This window comes from Pseudomonas marginalis (assembly GCF_001645105.1).
Classification (GTDB): Bacteria; Pseudomonadota; Gammaproteobacteria; order Pseudomonadales; family Pseudomonadaceae; genus Aquipseudomonas; species Aquipseudomonas petroselini.
The window spans coordinates 394,536-411,376 of record NZ_LKEG01000026.1 but is presented as its reverse complement, the minus strand read 5'-3'; the positions used below and the strand labels follow the sequence as shown (position 1 = coordinate 411,376).

The 16,841-nt window shown below is 57.2% G+C and carries 14 protein-coding genes, 2 tRNA genes and 3 pseudogenes; 7 read left to right on the top strand and 12 right to left on the bottom strand.

Going from position 1 to position 16,841, the window contains the following annotated elements; translation table 11 throughout:
• Positions 1 to 69: 69 nt before the first annotated feature.
• The 3 genes from AO064_RS06830 (at position 70) to AO064_RS06820 (ending at position 3,328) form a co-directional block, all read left to right on the top strand.
• Positions 70 to 735: an RraA family protein gene (locus tag AO064_RS06830; RefSeq protein ID WP_064052789.1), complete on the top strand. Its 666-nt coding sequence runs from the start codon at positions 70 to 72 to the stop codon at positions 733 to 735.
• The gene (locus tag AO064_RS06825) at positions 732 to 1,937 is read left to right on the top strand and encodes a pyridoxal phosphate-dependent aminotransferase (RefSeq protein WP_064052788.1); all 1,206 of its coding nucleotides are present in this window, start codon (positions 732 to 734) and stop codon (positions 1,935 to 1,937) included. Before AO064_RS06830 ends, AO064_RS06825 begins: the two co-directional genes overlap by 4 nt.
• 95 nt (positions 1,938 to 2,032) lie before the next feature.
• Positions 2,033 to 3,328 (top strand): cation:dicarboxylate symporter family transporter, encoded by a 1,296-nt coding sequence (locus tag AO064_RS06820; RefSeq protein ID WP_064052787.1) that lies wholly within the window; start codon positions 2,033 to 2,035, stop codon positions 3,326 to 3,328.
• Between the two features lie 222 nt (positions 3,329 to 3,550).
• Here the strand turns inward: AO064_RS06820 and AO064_RS06815 are convergent, their stop codons facing one another.
• Positions 3,551 to 4,009, bottom strand: a complete 459-nt coding sequence (locus AO064_RS06815; RefSeq protein ID WP_064052786.1) for an Hsp20 family protein — start codon at positions 4,007 to 4,009, stop codon at positions 3,551 to 3,553.
• Positions 4,010 to 4,231: 222 nt separating this feature from the next.
• On the opposite strand from AO064_RS06815, the pseudogene AO064_RS31155 reads away from it, so the two are divergent.
• Positions 4,232 to 4,348, top strand: a pseudogene (locus AO064_RS31155) (LysR family transcriptional regulator); the annotation flags it as partial.
• Positions 4,349 to 4,361: 13 nt separating this feature from the next.
• Here AO064_RS31155 and AO064_RS30885 read toward each other — a convergent pair.
• The 3 genes from AO064_RS30885 to AO064_RS30075 all read right to left on the bottom strand — a co-directional run bounded on the left by AO064_RS30885 (position 4,362) and on the right by AO064_RS30075 (position 6,871).
• Positions 4,362 to 4,904: a hypothetical protein gene (locus tag AO064_RS30885; protein WP_167355308.1), complete on the bottom strand. Its 543-nt coding sequence runs from the start codon at positions 4,902 to 4,904 to the stop codon at positions 4,362 to 4,364.
• Between the two features lie 1,002 nt (positions 4,905 to 5,906).
• Positions 5,907 to 6,209 carry a hypothetical protein gene (locus tag AO064_RS06805; protein ID WP_064052784.1) on the bottom strand — a complete coding sequence of 101 codons (303 nt, stop codon included), beginning with the start codon at positions 6,207 to 6,209 and terminating at the stop codon, positions 5,907 to 5,909.
• A 314-nt stretch (positions 6,210 to 6,523) separates the two neighbouring features.
• Positions 6,524 to 6,871, bottom strand: a complete 348-nt coding sequence (locus tag AO064_RS30075; protein WP_082893886.1) for a DUF3969 family protein — start codon at positions 6,869 to 6,871, stop codon at positions 6,524 to 6,526.
• Between the two features lie 585 nt (positions 6,872 to 7,456).
• Here AO064_RS30075 and AO064_RS06795 point away from each other — a divergent pair.
• Complete coding sequence (locus AO064_RS06795; protein WP_064052782.1) at positions 7,457 to 8,335, top strand: LysR family transcriptional regulator; 879 nt, start codon at positions 7,457 to 7,459, stop codon at positions 8,333 to 8,335.
• Positions 8,336 to 8,356: 21 nt separating this feature from the next.
• On the opposite strand, the gene AO064_RS06790 is transcribed toward AO064_RS06795, so the two are convergent.
• The 8 genes and pseudogenes from AO064_RS06790 to AO064_RS06760 form a co-directional block, all read right to left on the bottom strand.
• On the bottom strand, positions 8,357 to 9,343 hold the full coding sequence (locus AO064_RS06790; RefSeq protein WP_064052781.1) for a quinone oxidoreductase family protein: 987 nt from the start codon (positions 9,341 to 9,343) through the stop codon (positions 8,357 to 8,359).
• Positions 9,344 to 9,352: 9 nt separating this feature from the next.
• Positions 9,353 to 9,973 (bottom strand): LysE family translocator, encoded by a 621-nt coding sequence (locus AO064_RS06785; RefSeq protein WP_082893892.1) that lies wholly within the window; start codon positions 9,971 to 9,973, stop codon positions 9,353 to 9,355.
• Positions 9,974 to 10,302: 329 nt separating this feature from the next.
• Positions 10,303 to 10,375: transfer RNA gene (locus tag AO064_RS06780), tRNA-Asn, on the bottom strand.
• Between the two features lie 107 nt (positions 10,376 to 10,482).
• Positions 10,483 to 11,022, bottom strand: a pseudogene (locus tag AO064_RS31710) (methyl-accepting chemotaxis protein); the annotation flags it as partial.
• Between the two features lie 324 nt (positions 11,023 to 11,346).
• Positions 11,347 to 11,469, bottom strand: a pseudogene (locus tag AO064_RS31705) (HAMP domain-containing protein); the annotation flags it as partial.
• Between the two features lie 1,277 nt (positions 11,470 to 12,746).
• On the bottom strand, positions 12,747 to 13,202 hold the full coding sequence (locus AO064_RS31465) for a ParA family protein (RefSeq protein WP_064052779.1): 456 nt from the start codon (positions 13,200 to 13,202) through the stop codon (positions 12,747 to 12,749).
• Between the two features lie 128 nt (positions 13,203 to 13,330).
• Positions 13,331 to 13,403: transfer RNA gene (locus AO064_RS06765), tRNA-Asn, on the bottom strand.
• A 60-nt stretch (positions 13,404 to 13,463) separates the two neighbouring features.
• Complete coding sequence (locus AO064_RS06760; RefSeq protein WP_015885074.1) at positions 13,464 to 14,360, bottom strand: LysR family transcriptional regulator; 897 nt, start codon at positions 14,358 to 14,360, stop codon at positions 13,464 to 13,466.
• 100 nt (positions 14,361 to 14,460) lie between these two features.
• On the opposite strand from AO064_RS06760, the gene lldD reads away from it, so the two are divergent.
• Positions 14,461 to 15,603, top strand: a complete 1,143-nt coding sequence (gene lldD / locus AO064_RS06755) for an FMN-dependent L-lactate dehydrogenase LldD (RefSeq protein WP_046036077.1) — start codon at positions 14,461 to 14,463, stop codon at positions 15,601 to 15,603.
• 302 nt (positions 15,604 to 15,905) lie between these two features.
• Positions 15,906 to 16,832: a GGDEF domain-containing protein gene (locus tag AO064_RS06750; protein WP_064052778.1), complete on the top strand. Its 927-nt coding sequence runs from the start codon at positions 15,906 to 15,908 to the stop codon at positions 16,830 to 16,832.
• The last annotated feature ends 9 nt before the right edge of the window (positions 16,833 to 16,841 follow it).

The following is a 16,841-nucleotide window of genomic DNA, read 5'->3' as shown; positions in this document are numbered from 1 at the left end:
AACTCTCCGATTATCACTCCTAAGATCTGGCCATAGCCCGTTGCTATCCAACGATTCTGGAGATTTGCCATGTCCTTGCCCGGTTCACGCATCCTTCCCAACGCCCCCATGGCCTCGGCCGAACTGGTCGAGGCCTTCGCCCAGGTGGTCACCCCGCACATCAGCGACAACCTCGGCCGGCACATCGGCGCCCGTGGCCTCACGCGCTACAACCGCACCGGCAAATTGGTCGGCACGGCTATCACGGTAAAAACCCGCCCCGGCGACAACCTGCTGATCTACAAAGCCTTGAGCTTGCTGCAACCCGGCCATGTGCTGGTGGTGGATGGCCAGGGCGATACCAACAACGCGGTGATCGGCGAGCTGGTCAAGCTCTACGCCCAGCAACGCGGCTGCGTGGGGTTTGTGATTGATGGGGCGATCCGCGATGTCGCCAGCTTTGAGGACACCCCGTGCTATGCCCGCGCCGTTGTGCACACCGGCCCGTACAAAACCGGCCCCGGCGAAGTGAACGTGCCGGTGTCGATCGGCGGTATGATCATCAACCCCGGCGACCTGCTGGTAGGCGATGAAGACGGCCTGGTCGCGTTCTCCCAGGCAGACGCCGCCGAAGTGCTGCGCCGCGCCGCGCAGCATGCCGAACATGAAGAGGCTGTCAAAGCCGAGATCGCCAGCGGTGCCGTGCGCCAGAGCTGGATCGACAAGGTCCTGGACACTGCAGGGTTGGCGCCATGAAGCACTTTTTGTCTGACCGCGTCCTGGGCATCGCGCCCTCCCCCAGTATTGCCGCCAACGCGCTGGTGACCGAGTTGCGCGCCCAGGGCCGCGATATCGTCAACTTCACCGTAGGCGAGCCGGACTTCGACACCCCGGCGCATATCCTTGCAGCCGCCGGCCAGGCGATGCACAGCGGCGACACCCATTACACGCCGACCACCGGCACCCTCGCCCTGCGCCAGGCCATCTGCCTCAAGCTGCAACGGGACAACGACCTGGTCTACGGGCTGGATGAAGTGGTGGCCGGTTGCGGCGGCAAGCACATCATCTATCACGCGCTGGCCGCCACGCTGAATCGGGGTGATGAAGTCATAGTGCAAACGCCTTACTGGGTGTCGTACCCCGATATCGCACGGCTCAACGATGCAACGCCGGTGATCATTCCCGGCGACGAAAGCCTGGGCTTCAAGCTGTCGCCCGACGCCTTGGAACAGGCGATCACCCCGCGCACCAAATGGGTGATCCTCAACAGCCCGAACAACCCCAGCGGCGCGGTCTACAGTGAGGCCGACCTGCTGGCGCTGGCACAGGTGCTGCGGCGTCATCCTCATGTGCTGATCATGGCCGACGAAATCTACGAGCACTTCGTGTATGGCGAAGCCCGGCACGTGCCATTGACGCGCCTGGCGCCCGACCTCAAGCCGCGCACGCTGATCGTCAACGGTGCCTCCAAAGGCTACGCCATGACCGGCTGGCGCCTGGGTTTTGGTGCCGGCCCCGCCTGGCTGATCGCGGCCATCGCCAAGCTGCTGTCGCAAACCACCACGTGCCCCAGTTCGTTGAGCCAAGCGGCTGCCGTGGCTGCGTTTGCCGGAGACCAGGCGCCCATCGCCGCGATGCGCGAGGAATACCAGCAACGCCGCGCACGCATGCTGGCCCTGCTGGCGGGCATCCCCGGCGTGAGCTGCACCCCGCCGGACGGCGCGTTCTACGTGTTCGCCAACGTCAGCGCACTGATGGGCAAGCTCACCCCACAAGGCGATCGCCTCGACAGCGACACCCAACTGGTGGACTACCTGCTGCGTGACTACGGCCTGGCCACCGTGAGCGGCGCAGCGTATGGCATGTCGCCCTATGTGCGCCTGTCCTTCGCAAGCTCGTTAGAAGTGATCGAAGAAGGGTGCCGTCGTCTCAAGGACGCCTGCCGCGACCTGCGCTGACGGTTTCCCGCTGCACCCGGCGACCCACGGACGGCCGCTGTTTTGACTGCCTAGAACAACAACTTAAAATCATTGATCTCAAATGAGGCATTCCTATGCACACGCCCCGTATCGCGCTGGTCTGGCAAATCATGATCGGCTTGCTCGCCGGCATCGCCCTGGGTGCCCTGTTGCACCGCTTTCCCGAATCCCGGCCGTGGCTGGTGGACAATCTGTTGCAACCGGCGGGCGACATCTTTATCAAGCTGATGAAGATGATCGTGGTGCCTATCGTATTCTCCTGCATGGTGGTGGGCATTGCGGGCCACGGTGACGGCAAATCCCTGGGCCGGATCGGGGCGCGCTCACTGGGGTATTTTTTCTGCATCACCACCTTGGCGATCATCGTCGGGCTGGTGCTGGGCAACCTGCTCAAGCCGGGCGTCGGCACGGAATTGTCCAGCCTGCACGCGGCGACTATCACCCTGCCCACCAGCAATGGTGGCGGCCACAGCCTGGGGCAAATCATCGTCGGCATCATCCCGGACAACGTGATCAACGCCATGGCCCAGGGCAGCCTGTTGTCGGTGCTGTTTTTTGCGGTGATGTTCGGGTTGGGTGTGGCGCGCTTGCCCGCCGAGCGCAAAGACCCGGTGATTGCCCTGCTACGGGGCGTCTCGGATGCGATGTTCAAGGTCACCTCGATGATCATGGCCTACTCGCCCATCGGCGTGTTCGGCATGATCGCGGTGACCGTGGCCAACTTCGGCTTCGGCTCACTGATGCCGCTGGCCAAGTTGATCATGGTCAGCTACGTGGCCATCGCCTTTTTTGTACTGGTGGTGCTGAACCTGGTGGCACGCCTGTGCGGCATCAACCTGTTCGCGCTGATGCGGCATATCAAGGATGAACTGGTATTGGCCTTCTCCACCGCCAGCTCGGCGGCGGTGATGCCGCAACTGATGAAGAAGCTCGAAACCTACGGCGTACCGCCTTCACTGGTGAGCTTTGTGGTACCGGTGGGGTATTCGTTCAACCTCGACGGTGCCTCGCTGTTCCTCGGCATCGGCACCTTGTTCGTGGCGCAGTTGTACGGTATCGACCTGAGCCTTGGGGACCAGGCGCTGCTGGTGGTGACGATGGTGCTCACCTCGAAAGGCGCTGCCGGGGTACCAGGGTTTATGTTCGTGATTCTGTCGGCGACCCTGGCCAGTGCCGGGTTGCCATTGGAAGGGATCGCGTTCATCGCGGGGGTGTATCGCTTGATGGAAATGCCGACGACCGCCCTGAACGTGTTGGGCAATGCGCTGGCGCCGTTGGTGATTGCCAAGTGGGAGAGCCGGGAGGCACGGGCTGCGCAGCAGCAAACAGCCCAAACACTCCCGGATTGTGGTGTGCAGAACAAGCCCTGATCCCTTCAGCTAAGGGAGAACACTGTGCCAGTGGCGAGGGAGCTTGCTCCCGTTGGACTGCGCAGCAGCCCCAGGTCTGTCATGCAACAACGGGGGCCGCTTCGCGCCCCAACGGGAGCAAGCTCCCTCGCCACAGGTTACTTTGCACCGTTTGGGCACCGCGACATCGTGTATGAAGACCACGAATAAAGGCGCTCCAAAGAGCGCCTTTATTCATTTCAGTCACTGCTCGCTGATGGACTTCACATCCGCCTTCGCAGCACCACCAATCGCAATACGCTTAGGCTTGGCTTCCTCCGGTACAACCCTGAGCAGGTCAATGCTCAGCAAACCATTGGAAAGCTGCGCGCCCTGCACTTCAATGTGGTCGACCAGGCGGAACGACAGGCGAAACGCGCGCTGGGCGATGCCCTGGTGCAGGTAGGTGATGCTTTCATTGTGCTCGCGCTTGCCGCCGGCGACGGTCAGCACACCTTTTTCCACCTGGATATCCAGGTCATCCTCCACCAGGCCTGCGGCCGCGATGACGATTCGGTAGTGGTCATCGCCGTGCTTTTCGACGTTGTGAGGTGGATAGGTGGTACCGGCCTCGCTGCGAAGCGCCGATTCGAAAAGGTCATTGAACCGGTCAAAGCCGACGGAGTGGCGGAACAGTGGGGCCAACGAAAGAGTAGTAGCCATTGCAAAATCTCCTGAGTTTTCTCCAAGTGATTAAGTACGCGACCCGGATTCGGCATCGCGTAAAGCCTAAGTAGGTTCAGGCGGAAAAATTTCAAGCGGGGTCCGTAAAATTTTTTTATCCGGGGTCATGATCCCCCGAAGAAAGGCTGACGCACCGGCGCGCAAGGATCGTTGTGGGATCGACCAAAGCGACACTGTGAGCCCTATCTCAAACATTTCAGGTTGATGCGCATGGCTATCGAGGGCTATGGCGTTGCCTGGTTGCCGCAGAGTGCGGTGGTGGATGAACTGGAGCGCGGCGTGCTGGTGCGCGCCGGGGGGGATAATCACGCAAGACGTAGTGCTCGGACACTTACTCCCCTCCTCCTAACCCTAAGTTACGCAGGGCTGCTTCAAGCAGCCGCACTGCGTTCTGAGCCTCAGCGTTGGCGGTAAGCGTTGCGTTCGAAACATAGCCGCCGTTAGCAGCACCTTCTGCGTTCACCGCTGAAGCCGTCTGGACCGCCGTAGACCTGGCCTGAACCAAGTTTTGCTGCAACTCTCGTCTAAGAGTGGCTTGTTGTGTCACTCTCGGATCTTCCTTGCCGCCCTTCAAACCGACATCCCTCTGCCAGCCTCCATTCCCATCGGATACGACGCGCTTGGCGCTCTGCTTATAGACCCCCTTCCTGGTATCCAGAAGATAGAGCGAGTGCGATTGACGGGGGTTGGCAGAGTCTTTGAGGTAGTAGTTGGAAGCATCGCCCGTTAAGACGAAGGGCTTGTACACAGGTGTTTGTGATTCATTCAGTGATGGGACGGTAGGTGGGTGCGACGCCATTGGCGAAGTGGTGGGTTGCTCTCGCTGCAAAAAGGGTAGAGGTGCGGAATAAGGCAATGCGGTGCTGGCTATCACGGTTGTTGGATTCCTGAACAATAAATGGGTGGTGACGGATGAATAACTGCTGGGATGACGTTTGCCAGCAGACAAGCCAGTGGTGGGTTGGCAGATAAGGCCAGTTCCACGGCATCCAAAATGGATCCATGACTTTATTTTTCAGGAGTCGGACAAACGCCCGCTTTACGGACTCAACGCTATGGCATTGAGGATCGTTGTCTAAGGCAACGACCTGTGCGTTGGGCAGGGGGGGGCCGGGTCAAATCCAAGGCGAAAAAAGCCTGCATCTGTGCAGGTTTCTCTTTATGTCGCTATATGGCTCCATGAGCTGGATTCGAACCAGGGAGCCAATGATTAACAGTCATTTGCTGGCTGTTAGGCGCATAGGGACCACGAAAAAAGTGGTGGAGAGATGGGATTGCTGGGAACTAATTGGGGTCAGACCCCATTTACCGTTCTATTGAATCCAATAACAACTCATAGTCTTTAAACACATTTCGCCTATCAGAATTTTACTCCTCAGGGTCAGACCCCATTTACAGCTTCATTTACTGCTCTCAACCCACCCGAAGCCCCCCATCAAGAGAGGGACTTTCCCAAAGCCAGCACCGGCGGAAAGTATCGTATCCGCCCCTCGGTAACCCAATGGGCCATCGCCTCCTGCCAGCCCTGCCGGGATCCCTCAGGGTCTGACCCCGTTTACACTCTCAGCGCCATAACTATACAAACCTTTCTTAGCCATCTAAATAAACGACTGCAGAAAGCACTCACGCGTTGCTGGACAATCAAAAAAACTTCAAATCACTCCCCTTCAATATCGCAATCATAAGCCTCTGTTAACGAATAAAAAATCATACAACAATTCATAATTTGAAATCGAAACGCGGAGCACGTCGGGGACAACACCATGCCCCCGCAAGCACCCAGTCCTGGTTCGTAGCAAACCAAACCAGATCATTTACCTCTAGAAGCTCGTCATCCGTCTGCGTTATTCCAGATAATAGGACAGGTCAATCGGCATCAGACGTCAAACTTGGTTTTAACCTCTCCTCCACGCGCATAAGTCATCACAAACGAATTCCAATTTTCACCACGCTTGGTGGCGCACTCTCTCAACTCTTTCACCAAACGATAGATAATTGCTCCATTGTAATCCGTTTCTGCATCCGTCACACGAACCCCTTCTTTCTCGACAGTAAGAACCGTCTCCATATACCCCACACTCACTCTTGCCTCATAACAAAAAGAGTCATAGCCATCCACGATACCAGCATCTAGCAACTCAAAAATCTGCTTCACCAACTGTAGGTCTTGAGTAACCACTATATAATCTCCGGAATCTCATGGGCTTCATTTTCAAACATAACTTTTTCGGCCTTTCCATTTATCGTATAGGTCACTTCCATGCTGTCAGGACGTGGCGACCGCGGATCTTCACGATAAAACTTTATAAACTAATTGGGGTCAGACCCCATTTACCCCCATCATTATACGACCCATCAAGATTCAAGACACTTTTAACTCTTCCCTTGTTATCAAAAACCTCAAGATGTTTTTATGCTGCCCATCTAAATAATACTTATCACCTTTTGCAAGATTATCTCAAATTCATCGAGATTCAGTATCCTTTTCCACTTTCATTTTAATCTTGCATGGGCAGCGTACGGGTCCTGTGCGACCGTACCAATTATATAATTAGAAAAACGCCCAATCATTTTATTCAATTCACCATCAAACTTTAATGGCAGTAAATCCAAGATATCGCCCAACTCACAACAGTCCATAATAATTCCACACAGCTCTGAAGAAATGCCTTTTTCACCCAGCACCCTTACAGTTCTAGGCGAAAACAATAAACGTTCAGCTTCAGCAAGTGTCATAACTTTATCAATAATCGACTTCAACAACCCGATAGATGTGGCAGCTAAAAATCGAGCAGCCTCCTCTGGCTCATATAGCTCTACGACTAAAACTGGATTTCCCATCAATAATTAGTCCAATCTGGCTTAGTTTTCACATTAAAAACTTTCCCACTTTCACTTTGAAAGTAATGAATCGACACTTTATTTCCGACCGCATCATAACCGTCCTTGTAAATCTTAGTCCATTTTTCCTGCTTCTACCTGCCGAAGATCGCTTAGCAGTTCGCTATTGTTTACCACATTTTTGGTTGTTGATCCCGCCCTCTCCCTAATAACTAATTTGGGTCAGACCCAACTAATTGGGGTCAGACCCCATTTACTCCAAAACCCAGTGCCCACAAAATGACGCTGCCGTGCAAGTAACCGACGCCGGCCAACACCACGCCCGATGCAATTAATCCCGCTGATACAAGAATATGGTGAATGGGTTTCAGCGTACGAACCTGGTTAAGATCCTCAGGTAGAGGCTTGGCGGTCAGCCAGCTCAAAAATGGCTGCATGAACCCTGGAAGGGTGCGCATCGAGTTACGTATCATCCATGTTTCCTCTGCGGGTTCGTTCCATCGAAAAAAACTGTACCGTGACCTCTCTTTATTTCGAACAGAAATAGGTGGGGATCGATTTTTCATTTTTGAGTACGGCATCAACGTGAACTGGGATGATCTGAAAGTTTTTATCTTCGTGGCCAAGTCCAATAACGTGACCGAGGCGGGAAACTCGCTGAAAATTTCGGCATCGACGGTGTCGCGCAAGATCGCCGCACTTGAGGAGTCGCTGAGTGCCGTGCTGTTCCTGAAAAAGACCAACGGCTATTTCCTGACGGAAGCCGGCAGAGCGTTGCTTCCGCTGGCACTGGAGACGCAGGAGCGCTTCAAGCTCATGGAGCGTCAGATATCGCAGCCAAATGACCGGATGGCTGGTCCGGTGCGCATCGATTGCCCGGAGCTGATGGGCACGCACCTGATCATTCCCGGGCTGGCGGACTTCCGTGATCGATACCCCGAGATCAGCTTCGACTTCATCAATACGGCGGTGTCGTCAAAACTCACGCAAAGCCATAGCGACATCATTATCCGCCTGCGCAGGCCGGAAAACGGTAACTTCACCATGCGCCGGGTCGGTACGCTGATGCAGGGGCTTTTCTGTTCGGACGGGTATGCGACCGCTAACAAACTGCCCGCGACGCCGGATGACCTGAAGGACCACCAACTGATTGGCTGGACCGAGGAGATGTCTTATATGCCGCTCGCGCAATGGCTCAATGAGGTGAGCGGCGAGCAGAAACCGTGGATGCGCGTATCCAATCTCAATGCCCAGCTCAAGGCGGTGGAAGCTCATCTGGGGATCGCCGCGCTGCCGACCTATGTCGCACACCAGTCGGGCTTGCGTCAGGTCCTGGCCGACAGCCCGCTGCACAGTTCCGATATATGGCTGCTGCGCAATCAGGCGACGCAGGGCGTGGGTCGCGTCGATCAAGTGGTGGACTACCTGACGGAGCTGTTCCACAGCAAAACGGCAGAGATGTAATAGCGTGCGGTGGATGAAGGGTCATGGCACCAGGATCAGTGAGCCTTGGGTTTGCCGGTCCTGCATGATGCGATGAGCCTCGGCTGCCATGGCGAGCGGAAGGCGCGTGATGAGGGGCACAGCAATCAAACCTTTGGACAGCGAAGCGAGCACCTGTGCGGCACTGCTGGCAAGTTCGGCGTCCTGACCGATGTAATGCTTCAAGGACGGTCGCGTTACATGCAGCGAGCCCATGCTTCCAAGCCGCGACAGATTGAACCCCGTCACGTCGCCCGATGCATTGCCAAACAGCACCAGATGACCGCGCTGACGCAAGCTGGCCAATGACAGCTCAAAGGTAGCGCGTCCGACAGAGTCGAATACGGTGTGAGCGCCCTTGCCGTCGGTCACGTCACGAATGAACGACAAGGCTCCGGGAGCATCGGAGTCAAGGGCCGCGTAGCAGCCGGCATCCAGCACTTGGCGCCGCTTGGCTTCGCTGGAAGCAAGCCCAATCACCCGTATGCCCCTGGCCGCCAGCCAGCCTGTGGCAATGCTCCCCACACCGCCAGCCGCCGCATGCCACACGACCCAATCGTCAGGCGCGAGCGGTACGCAGCGATGAGTCAGGTATTCGGCGGTCAGCCCCTTGAACATCAATGCAGCGGCGGTTTCACTCGATACGTCATCGGGCAGTCGAATGGCGCGAGTGGCTGGCAGTACAGCGTGACTGGCGTAGCTGCCTGTGGAGCTGTCCACGAATGCGACCCGGTCGCCGGGGCTCAAACCTCGCACCTGCGGTCCACAGTCGACCACCCTTCCTGCACCCTCCACGCCCAGGGTTCGTGGAAAGGCAGATCCATCCTCAAGCGCCCCGGAGCGCCGATGTACATCGATGAAATTGACGCCAGCCGCCTCAATGGCAACGGTGATTTCCCCGGGGCCGGCTGCCCGCAATGGGTAGTCCCGTAGTTCGAGGACCTGAGGTTCTCCAGGCGTGGCGAAGACAACAGCATAGGCATGGGTCATGCGACCTCCTTACAGCGGGCCGGTACGCAGGAAAATCCAAACCGCTACCGCGATCAACATCAACCCAAACACCGCGTTCTGTAACACCAGCAGCTTGGGCCGCGCATGGATCAGTCTCTGCACGGACGAGCCCATCGATACCCAGACGACATGGGAAAAGAAATTCAGCGAAATCAGTGCAGCGCTCAAAATCAGGACCGTGCTGCTGCTGGTCTCTCCGGAGGGCATGAAGGTGGAAAACATCACCATCAGCATCACGATGCCCTGCACATTGCCCAACTGCACGACGATGCCGTCTCGAAACTGCAAATGTATGGCTTTGTCGCCAGGCGCCTTCAGCGGACGACGCAGCAGGCGTACACCCAGCCACAGAATGTAGAAACTGCCGAGCACTTGCAGGACCCACACCAGCCGCGGGCTGTTCATCAGCGTGTGGTAAAGCCCCAGCCCGACCAGCACCGCCAGCAGGAAATAGGTGATGTCCAGGCCGATGATGAACTGCACCGAACGACGTACACCGCTTTGTGCGCCCGATGTCGCAACCATCAAGTTTCCGGGCCCTGCACTAAGCGTCAGCGGGGCCATGGTTGACAGCCAAAGCAGCCAGTTGATGCTGAATATCTCTTGCACGTTGTTATCCTCGATCACGGCATGGAATGCACGGTTCAAGTCTAATTGGCAGTTGCTTATAAGGTTATAGCGAAGAGCGCAAAGTGATATCCCATAAATGGGGCAAACGGCGCGGCGCTTGTTTTGTGGCCAGGAGGGAGGGGGCGCGCGCCCTTCCCGGTTATTTGATGCCTAGAGAGTCCGGGGCGATTCAACTTTCATGGAGCTTCCCTCTTAATCCTAGGGTTTGAGACGGCTTCATGCTGGTCACGCTGTGCGCTTTGATCACCCTGGAGAAATCCAAGGCAAAAAAAAGCCTGCATCTCTGCAGGCTTCTCTTTATGTTGNGGCTCCACGACCTGGACTCGAACCAGGGACCCAATGATTAACAGTCATTTGCTCTACCAACTGAGCTATCGCGGAATGCGCCGAAACTAATTGGGGTCAGACCCCATTTACCCGCCATTTACCCGAAACGGACTGTGCCACAAATCTTTTATTGCCAACAAATTCGGCCCCCCCTTGTCGCGTTACAGCTTGAAACGCGAAACGACAGTACGCAGTTCCCCTGCCAGCAGCGTGAGCTCCTCCGCAGTCACAGCGTTGTCCTCTATGCCCTCCATCAGCGCAACGCTACCGTTACGAATCTCGGTCACATTGCGATTGATATCCTCCGAGACGGCGTGCTGCTGAACCGCCGCGCTGGCTATCTGGGTGTTCATTCCTACGATTTGCTCGACGCCGTCATTGATTGCATCCAGGCTAGTCGAGGCCTGATCAGCGGATTCGATGCATTCCTGCGCGCGCAGTTTGCCCGCTTTCATTTGTTCGACGGCGTCGCCTGTCGCCAGTTGCAGCTCTTGGATAATCCGGCGGATCTCTTCGGTTGAGTTTTGTGTGCGCGAGGCCAGAGTTCTGACCTCGTCGGCGACCACCGCGAATCCTCGACCCTGCTCACCGGCGCGGGCCGCCTCAATGGCCGCGTTCAACGCCAGTAGGTTGGTTTGATCAGCAATGTTGCGGATCACCTCAATCACGCCGCCGATCTGCTGGCTGTGTTGCGCGAGTGCCGAAACATTTTGCGCACTGCGCTCTACCTCATCGGCCAAGGCTTCAATAGTCACGCGGGTTTCCTGCATCTTCGCCAGGCCGGTATTGGAGGACTGGCTGGCGTGCCCAGCGGCGTGGGCGGCACCCTCGGTGTTTTGCGCCACGTCAGCAACGCTGGTGGTCATCTCGTTGATAGCCGTAGCGACTTGTTCGGTTTCGCTTTGCTGGGCGCTCATCGCGCGTTTAGCCCGGTCAATCGACACCCCAATGCGCTCCGCCGCATCGGAGACCGATTGTGAACTTCGCTCGACCTGGGCAAGCGAGGAGCCAAAGGCTTGCACCATATGGTTAAGGCCGTTGCCCACGTCGGCCATTTCATCTTTGCCGCGCACTTGAACTCGCACGCTCAGGTCGCCCTGAGCAATGAGTTGGGTGGCAATCAAAACATCGTTGATCGTGCGACGCATGGCGCTGTAGATGCCGCTGAACACATACACCAGCAACAGGCCAAGAACGACAAACATACCTAGAATGAATAGCCGTTCCGACGTTTTTTCCTGAACTCGGCGTTCAAGCGCATTCAACAGTGCGTCTTGCAGCGTGTCTTGCGCTTTGTACAACTCAGCCACCACCGCATTGCCCTTGGCCGGCAAGTTCTGCACGCCGCTGATGATGTCGCCTGGCGCGCCAATCAATACTTCGAGGTCGGCGCGGAAGCTGTCGAGGCTCGCAAAAGCACTGGTGATCGGCGCCTGAATACTATCGGTGAGGGCGGGTTCTCTGCGGCGCAAAAGTGCCAGGCTTTGCTGAAGTTCTTTATGGATGAGCAACTCATTTTTAAGCATCGACTTGATGACGCTGCGCTCACCCCCACTCAACGTTCGCCCGTCATGTAGCCCGCTGGCCAGCCCGCGCAATTGCCCGACGATATTGATTTGTCGTGGCAGCCTTAAGGTGCTCTGATCGATCATGAACAACGATGCGTAATCTTCATCCAGCACCATGCCCGACGTGGCCGATACGTAGTACACGAAGTTCAACGTCTCGGTGAGCTGATCGTTCCAGTCGTCGAAGATGGCACTCTGGTTGGCATCCGCTTTCGCCCGCTCAATCAAACGCTGCGCCCCAGAGTGCAGACGCTGCACTCGATCACCGGTTTCCAGCTGTGTGTTGACTTGTCGGTCGGTTGCAGCCAGTTTCGAAAACGCGTCCTCCAACTTCAACTGGTTGGCCGACAGATCGGCTTGAGCGGTTTTATCCCCGCTGAGCAAGCGGTTGGTGAGCGCACGTTGCAACATCGATAGGCGTAGTACAGGTGTTACGTCCAATAGATAGCGCTGGCCTACTTGTTCCGAGCGAATGACCTCAAGGCTTCCGTTGATCTGATGGATCACGCGCGTACCGAGCAGAACCAAAGGGATTAGGACGATGATTGCAAGCACACCGAATTTCGTGGAGAAGCGTAATCGGTCAGCCAGGTGTACGGCAGGAGCAAGGATGTTCATGGAGTTCTCACAGCCCGGAATGGGACGGTTTGTAGTTGATGTGTAGTTGAGAACACTCCATTTTCTCGAATGCCTGGCTCTGTCTGGCTCATTCGGCTAATCACGTTTTATGCAATTAAACGTTTCAGACATCCTGTCGGCATTGAGATTGAGAACTTTATGAAAAGTTGTACAGATATTTATTTTTGTACAACTTATGAACGCTTTGATAGCAATGATGTCTCCGAGCCATCACTGCTTCAAGGGAGTCTTGTAGGGTAAGCGCTGCGGTCGCTACCGGATTGATCTGTGCTGGAGGCCGTTTGTCTCCCATCGACATGTCTATAGATCTGGACCGTGTTGGTTGGCTTCTGTTGAGGCGCTGCATCCACGACACTAAATGTCAGACTGGTTTTCCCCATAGAAGGACGCGCCGCAATGACGATCAAATCAGCATCTTGAAAGCCGCCTGTGATCTGGCGCATCGCCTCCAAACCACTGGGAATGCCAGTAATGCTCTCGCCCTCATTGAAGTGGTAGTCGATCCTTTCAAGCGCCTCATGCGATAGCGCATAAAACGACGACAGCGACGGCTGATTATCCAGATCGATGGGCAGGATGCGGATCCCTGCATCGGCGCAGAACGCGCCTAGGTTGACGCCGACCGTGGTTTTACCCGGCCCGCCTTTGGTTGAAACGACTGCAGCGACTTTCATGGAGCTTCCCTCTTAATCGTAGGATTTGAGACGGCTTCATGCTGGTCACGCTGTGCGCTTTGATCACCCTGGAGAAATCCAAGGCAAAAAAAAGCCTGCATTTCTGCAGGCTTCTCTTTATGTTCNGGCTCCACGACCTGGACTCGAACCAGGGACCCAATGATTAACAGTCATTTGCTCTACCAACTGAGCTATCGCGGAATGCGCCGTATGTTACTGATTAAAAAGGAGAAGTCAAGCGTTGCCTGGCATTCGGTGGCATTAAACCGGATAGCCGGTTGAATCGGCGTGTTCCTTGGCCAACTCCAGCCAGGCCAAGGCGGCGGGTGGCAGGTGGGCGCTGGCGCGCCAGGCCAGGGCGATGTGCCAGTCGGTGTGGGGTTCGTCCAAGGGGACTAGGGCGATGCCGGCATGTTGATGTTTGTGCGCCAGCATCCGCGGCAGGAAGGCCACGCCCAGGCCGGCGGCGACCAGGTCGACGATAAAGTCGATCTGCCCGCTGCGGGCGGTCACCTTTGGGGTGACGCCTTTGTGCTCGCAGGCGGCGAGGATCTTGGCGTTCAGGGCGAAGCCCGCTTCGAACAAGATGAACGGCGAGTCCGCCAAGTCGGTGAAGTCGATGCGGGTGTGCGAAGCCAGTGGATGGCTGATGGGCAGCACGGCCATCAGCGGTTCATTGCGCACCGGTTGGTAGTTAAAGTCTTCGTCGACCGGCAGCAGCAGGGCCGCCAGGTCGACCTCTCCTGCTTCCAGGCACTCGCGCAGTTTTTTGCTGCCGTATTCGGTGAGTTCGATGTCGATGTCCGGGTAGCGGCTGCGGTAGGTGGCGAACATCGTCGCGAACAGCACACCGCAGCCAACCGGTGGCAAACCGATACGTAGCACGCCACGCTTGAGGCCACGCAGGTCGTTGATCTCGGCCACCAGATCGTTGTGCTCGGCGAGCAGCACCAAGGCACGGCGGTATGCAATTTCGCCGGCGGCGGTGAGTTCGTTGCGGTGGCCAAGACGGTTGAGCAGCGGCGTGCCCAACTCCTCTTCCAGGGTCTTGACCGCCTTACTCACGGTGGATTGGGTCAGGGACACCACCTCGGCGGCCTGAGAGAAACCACCCTGGCGCACCACTTCGACAAAGGCACGCAATGTTCTCAAGTTCATCAGTATTCCCTTGGCGACTGGATACCAGTGATAAAAGTTGTTTTTATCATGACAGAAATTTACCTATCCTGATCCGCCCTGCCTCGTGGAGACACCGTTCATGATCATCTCGTCCGCCTCCGACTACCGCGCAGCCGCCCAGCGCAAGCTGCCGCGCTTCCTGTTCGACTACATCGACGGCGGCGCCTACGCCGAACACACGATGCGTGCGAACAGTTCGGACCTGGCCGAGATCAGCCTGCGCCAGCGCATCCTGCGCAACGTGGATAACCTGAGCCTGAAAACCACCGTGTTCGGCCAGGAACTGGACATGCCGGTGATCCTCAGCCCGGTAGGCCTGACCGGCATGTATGCGCGGCGTGGTGAAGTTCAGGCGGCTAAAGCGGCGGCGAACAAAGGCGTTCCGTTCTGCCTGTCGACCGTGTCGGTGTGCCCGATTGAAGAAGTCGCGTCACAAAGCGCGCGGGCGATCTGGTTCCAACTCTATGTGCTCAAGGACCGGGGTTTTATGCGCAACGCGCTGGAGCGCGCACAAGCCGCGGGGGTCACCACACTGGTCTTTACCGTGGACATGCCCACGCCCGGCGCCCGCTATCGCGATGCGCACTCGGGCATGTCCGGCCCGTTCGCCGCGCAGCGACGTATGCTGCAGGCCATGACCAAGCCGCAGTGGGCTTTCGACGTCGGCTTGATGGGCCGCCCGCACGACCTGGGCAATATCTCCAAGTACCTGGGCAAACCCACGCATCTGGAAGACTACATCGGCTGGCTCGCCAACAACTTCGACCCGTCGATCAGTTGGAAAGACCTGGAGTGGATCCGCGAATTCTGGAAAGGCCCGATGATCATCAAAGGCATCCTCGACCCCCAGGACGCCAAGGACGCAGTGAGTTTCGGCGCCGATGGCATCGTGGTGTCCAACCATGGCGGCCGCCAACTGGACGGCGTGCTGTCCACCGCCAAGGCCCTGCCACCGATTGCCGATGCAGTGGGCGATGACCTCACGGTGCTGGTGGACTCCGGCATCCGTTCCGGGCTGGACGTGGTGCGCATGCTTGCCCTGGGGGCCAAGGCGTGCCTGCTGGGTCGCGCCAGCGCCTATGCCCTGGCTGCCGATGGCCAAAACGGCGTGGAAAACCTGCTGGACATTTTCGCCAAAGAAATGCGCGTGGCGATGACCTTGACCGGCGTAACGTCGATTGACCAGATTGACCACACCACCCTGGTAGGCCAGCGGCATTAAGTCGGACATCAGCCAAATAACCGGCGCGCTGATTCAACGACTGCTTCCTGATTAGGGAGTAGTCGTTGTTTTATAAGAACATTTAATAATGTTAAACAAATTGGCATGAATATCGCTCTAACCAATCCCAAGCAGGTTAAGCGATGACAAGACGTGCGGCGGTGCCCAGGGGTTATAACCCACTGCAAAGCGGTCTAAACTGTTACTAATGTTTTACGGAACTGAAGGAACAGTAAGACGCTTGGCACTTGCCACTCTCATCGAGCCTGTAAGACAGCTTAGTGCTTAGAGGCCGATCGCTTATGAAAACACCTACCCAGACCAACGCAATTGACTTCGACAGTGCCAAATTGCAACGCCTGGGGTTTGGTCAGCCATCCCTCCTTCCACGCCGCCCCACGACCCTTGCGCAACTTCGCCAACAGCTCGGCCAGCAATTGCAAACCAGCCTGGAGCCGGAGCGCATCCTCGGCGTGTTCTTCCGCGAGATCCAGCGCCTGGTGCCCTTGGACGCCCTACAATACCGTCATCAAGCCAGCGACCTGCGCCTGGAATTCGGCCATCGCGGCCACCATTCGGTGAGCTACAGCCTGAGCCATGAAGGCGAACACCTGGGCGAGCTGATCTTTCGGCGTAACCAACGGCTGTCGGAAGAGGAGCTCGGCCAGCTCGAATCGCTGCTGGCCCCCCTGCTCTACCCGATGCGCAACGCCCTGCTGTATCGCGCCGCCACCCGCAGTGCCCTGCGCGACCCGTTGACCGAGACCGGCAACCGCATCGCCATGGACCAGACCCTGCAACGGGAAATCGACATGGCGCGCCGGCACCTGAACCCGCTGTCCTTGTTGATGATCGACATCGATCACTTCAAGCGCATCAACGACAACCATGGCCACGCCGCGGGCGATAATGTATTGCGCGCCGTCGCCGCGGCGATCAAGGGCCAGTTGCGTAACGTGGACATGGTGTTCCGGTTTGGCGGGGAAGAGTTTCTGATCCTGCTGTCCAACACCGGCCGAGACGCGGCGGCGATGGTCGGGGAGCGCCTGCGCCAGGCGGCACAGGCCCAAGACTACTGGGCGGATGACACGCGGATCGAATTGACGGTAAGCCTCGGTTGTTCGACCTTACTGGCCGCCGAGTCTGCCGAAAGCCTGCTGCGCCGAGCCGACACCGCGTTGTACGTGGCCAAGCGCGAAGGCCGTAACCGCCTGGCGATGGCGGGGTAACCCCGCCAA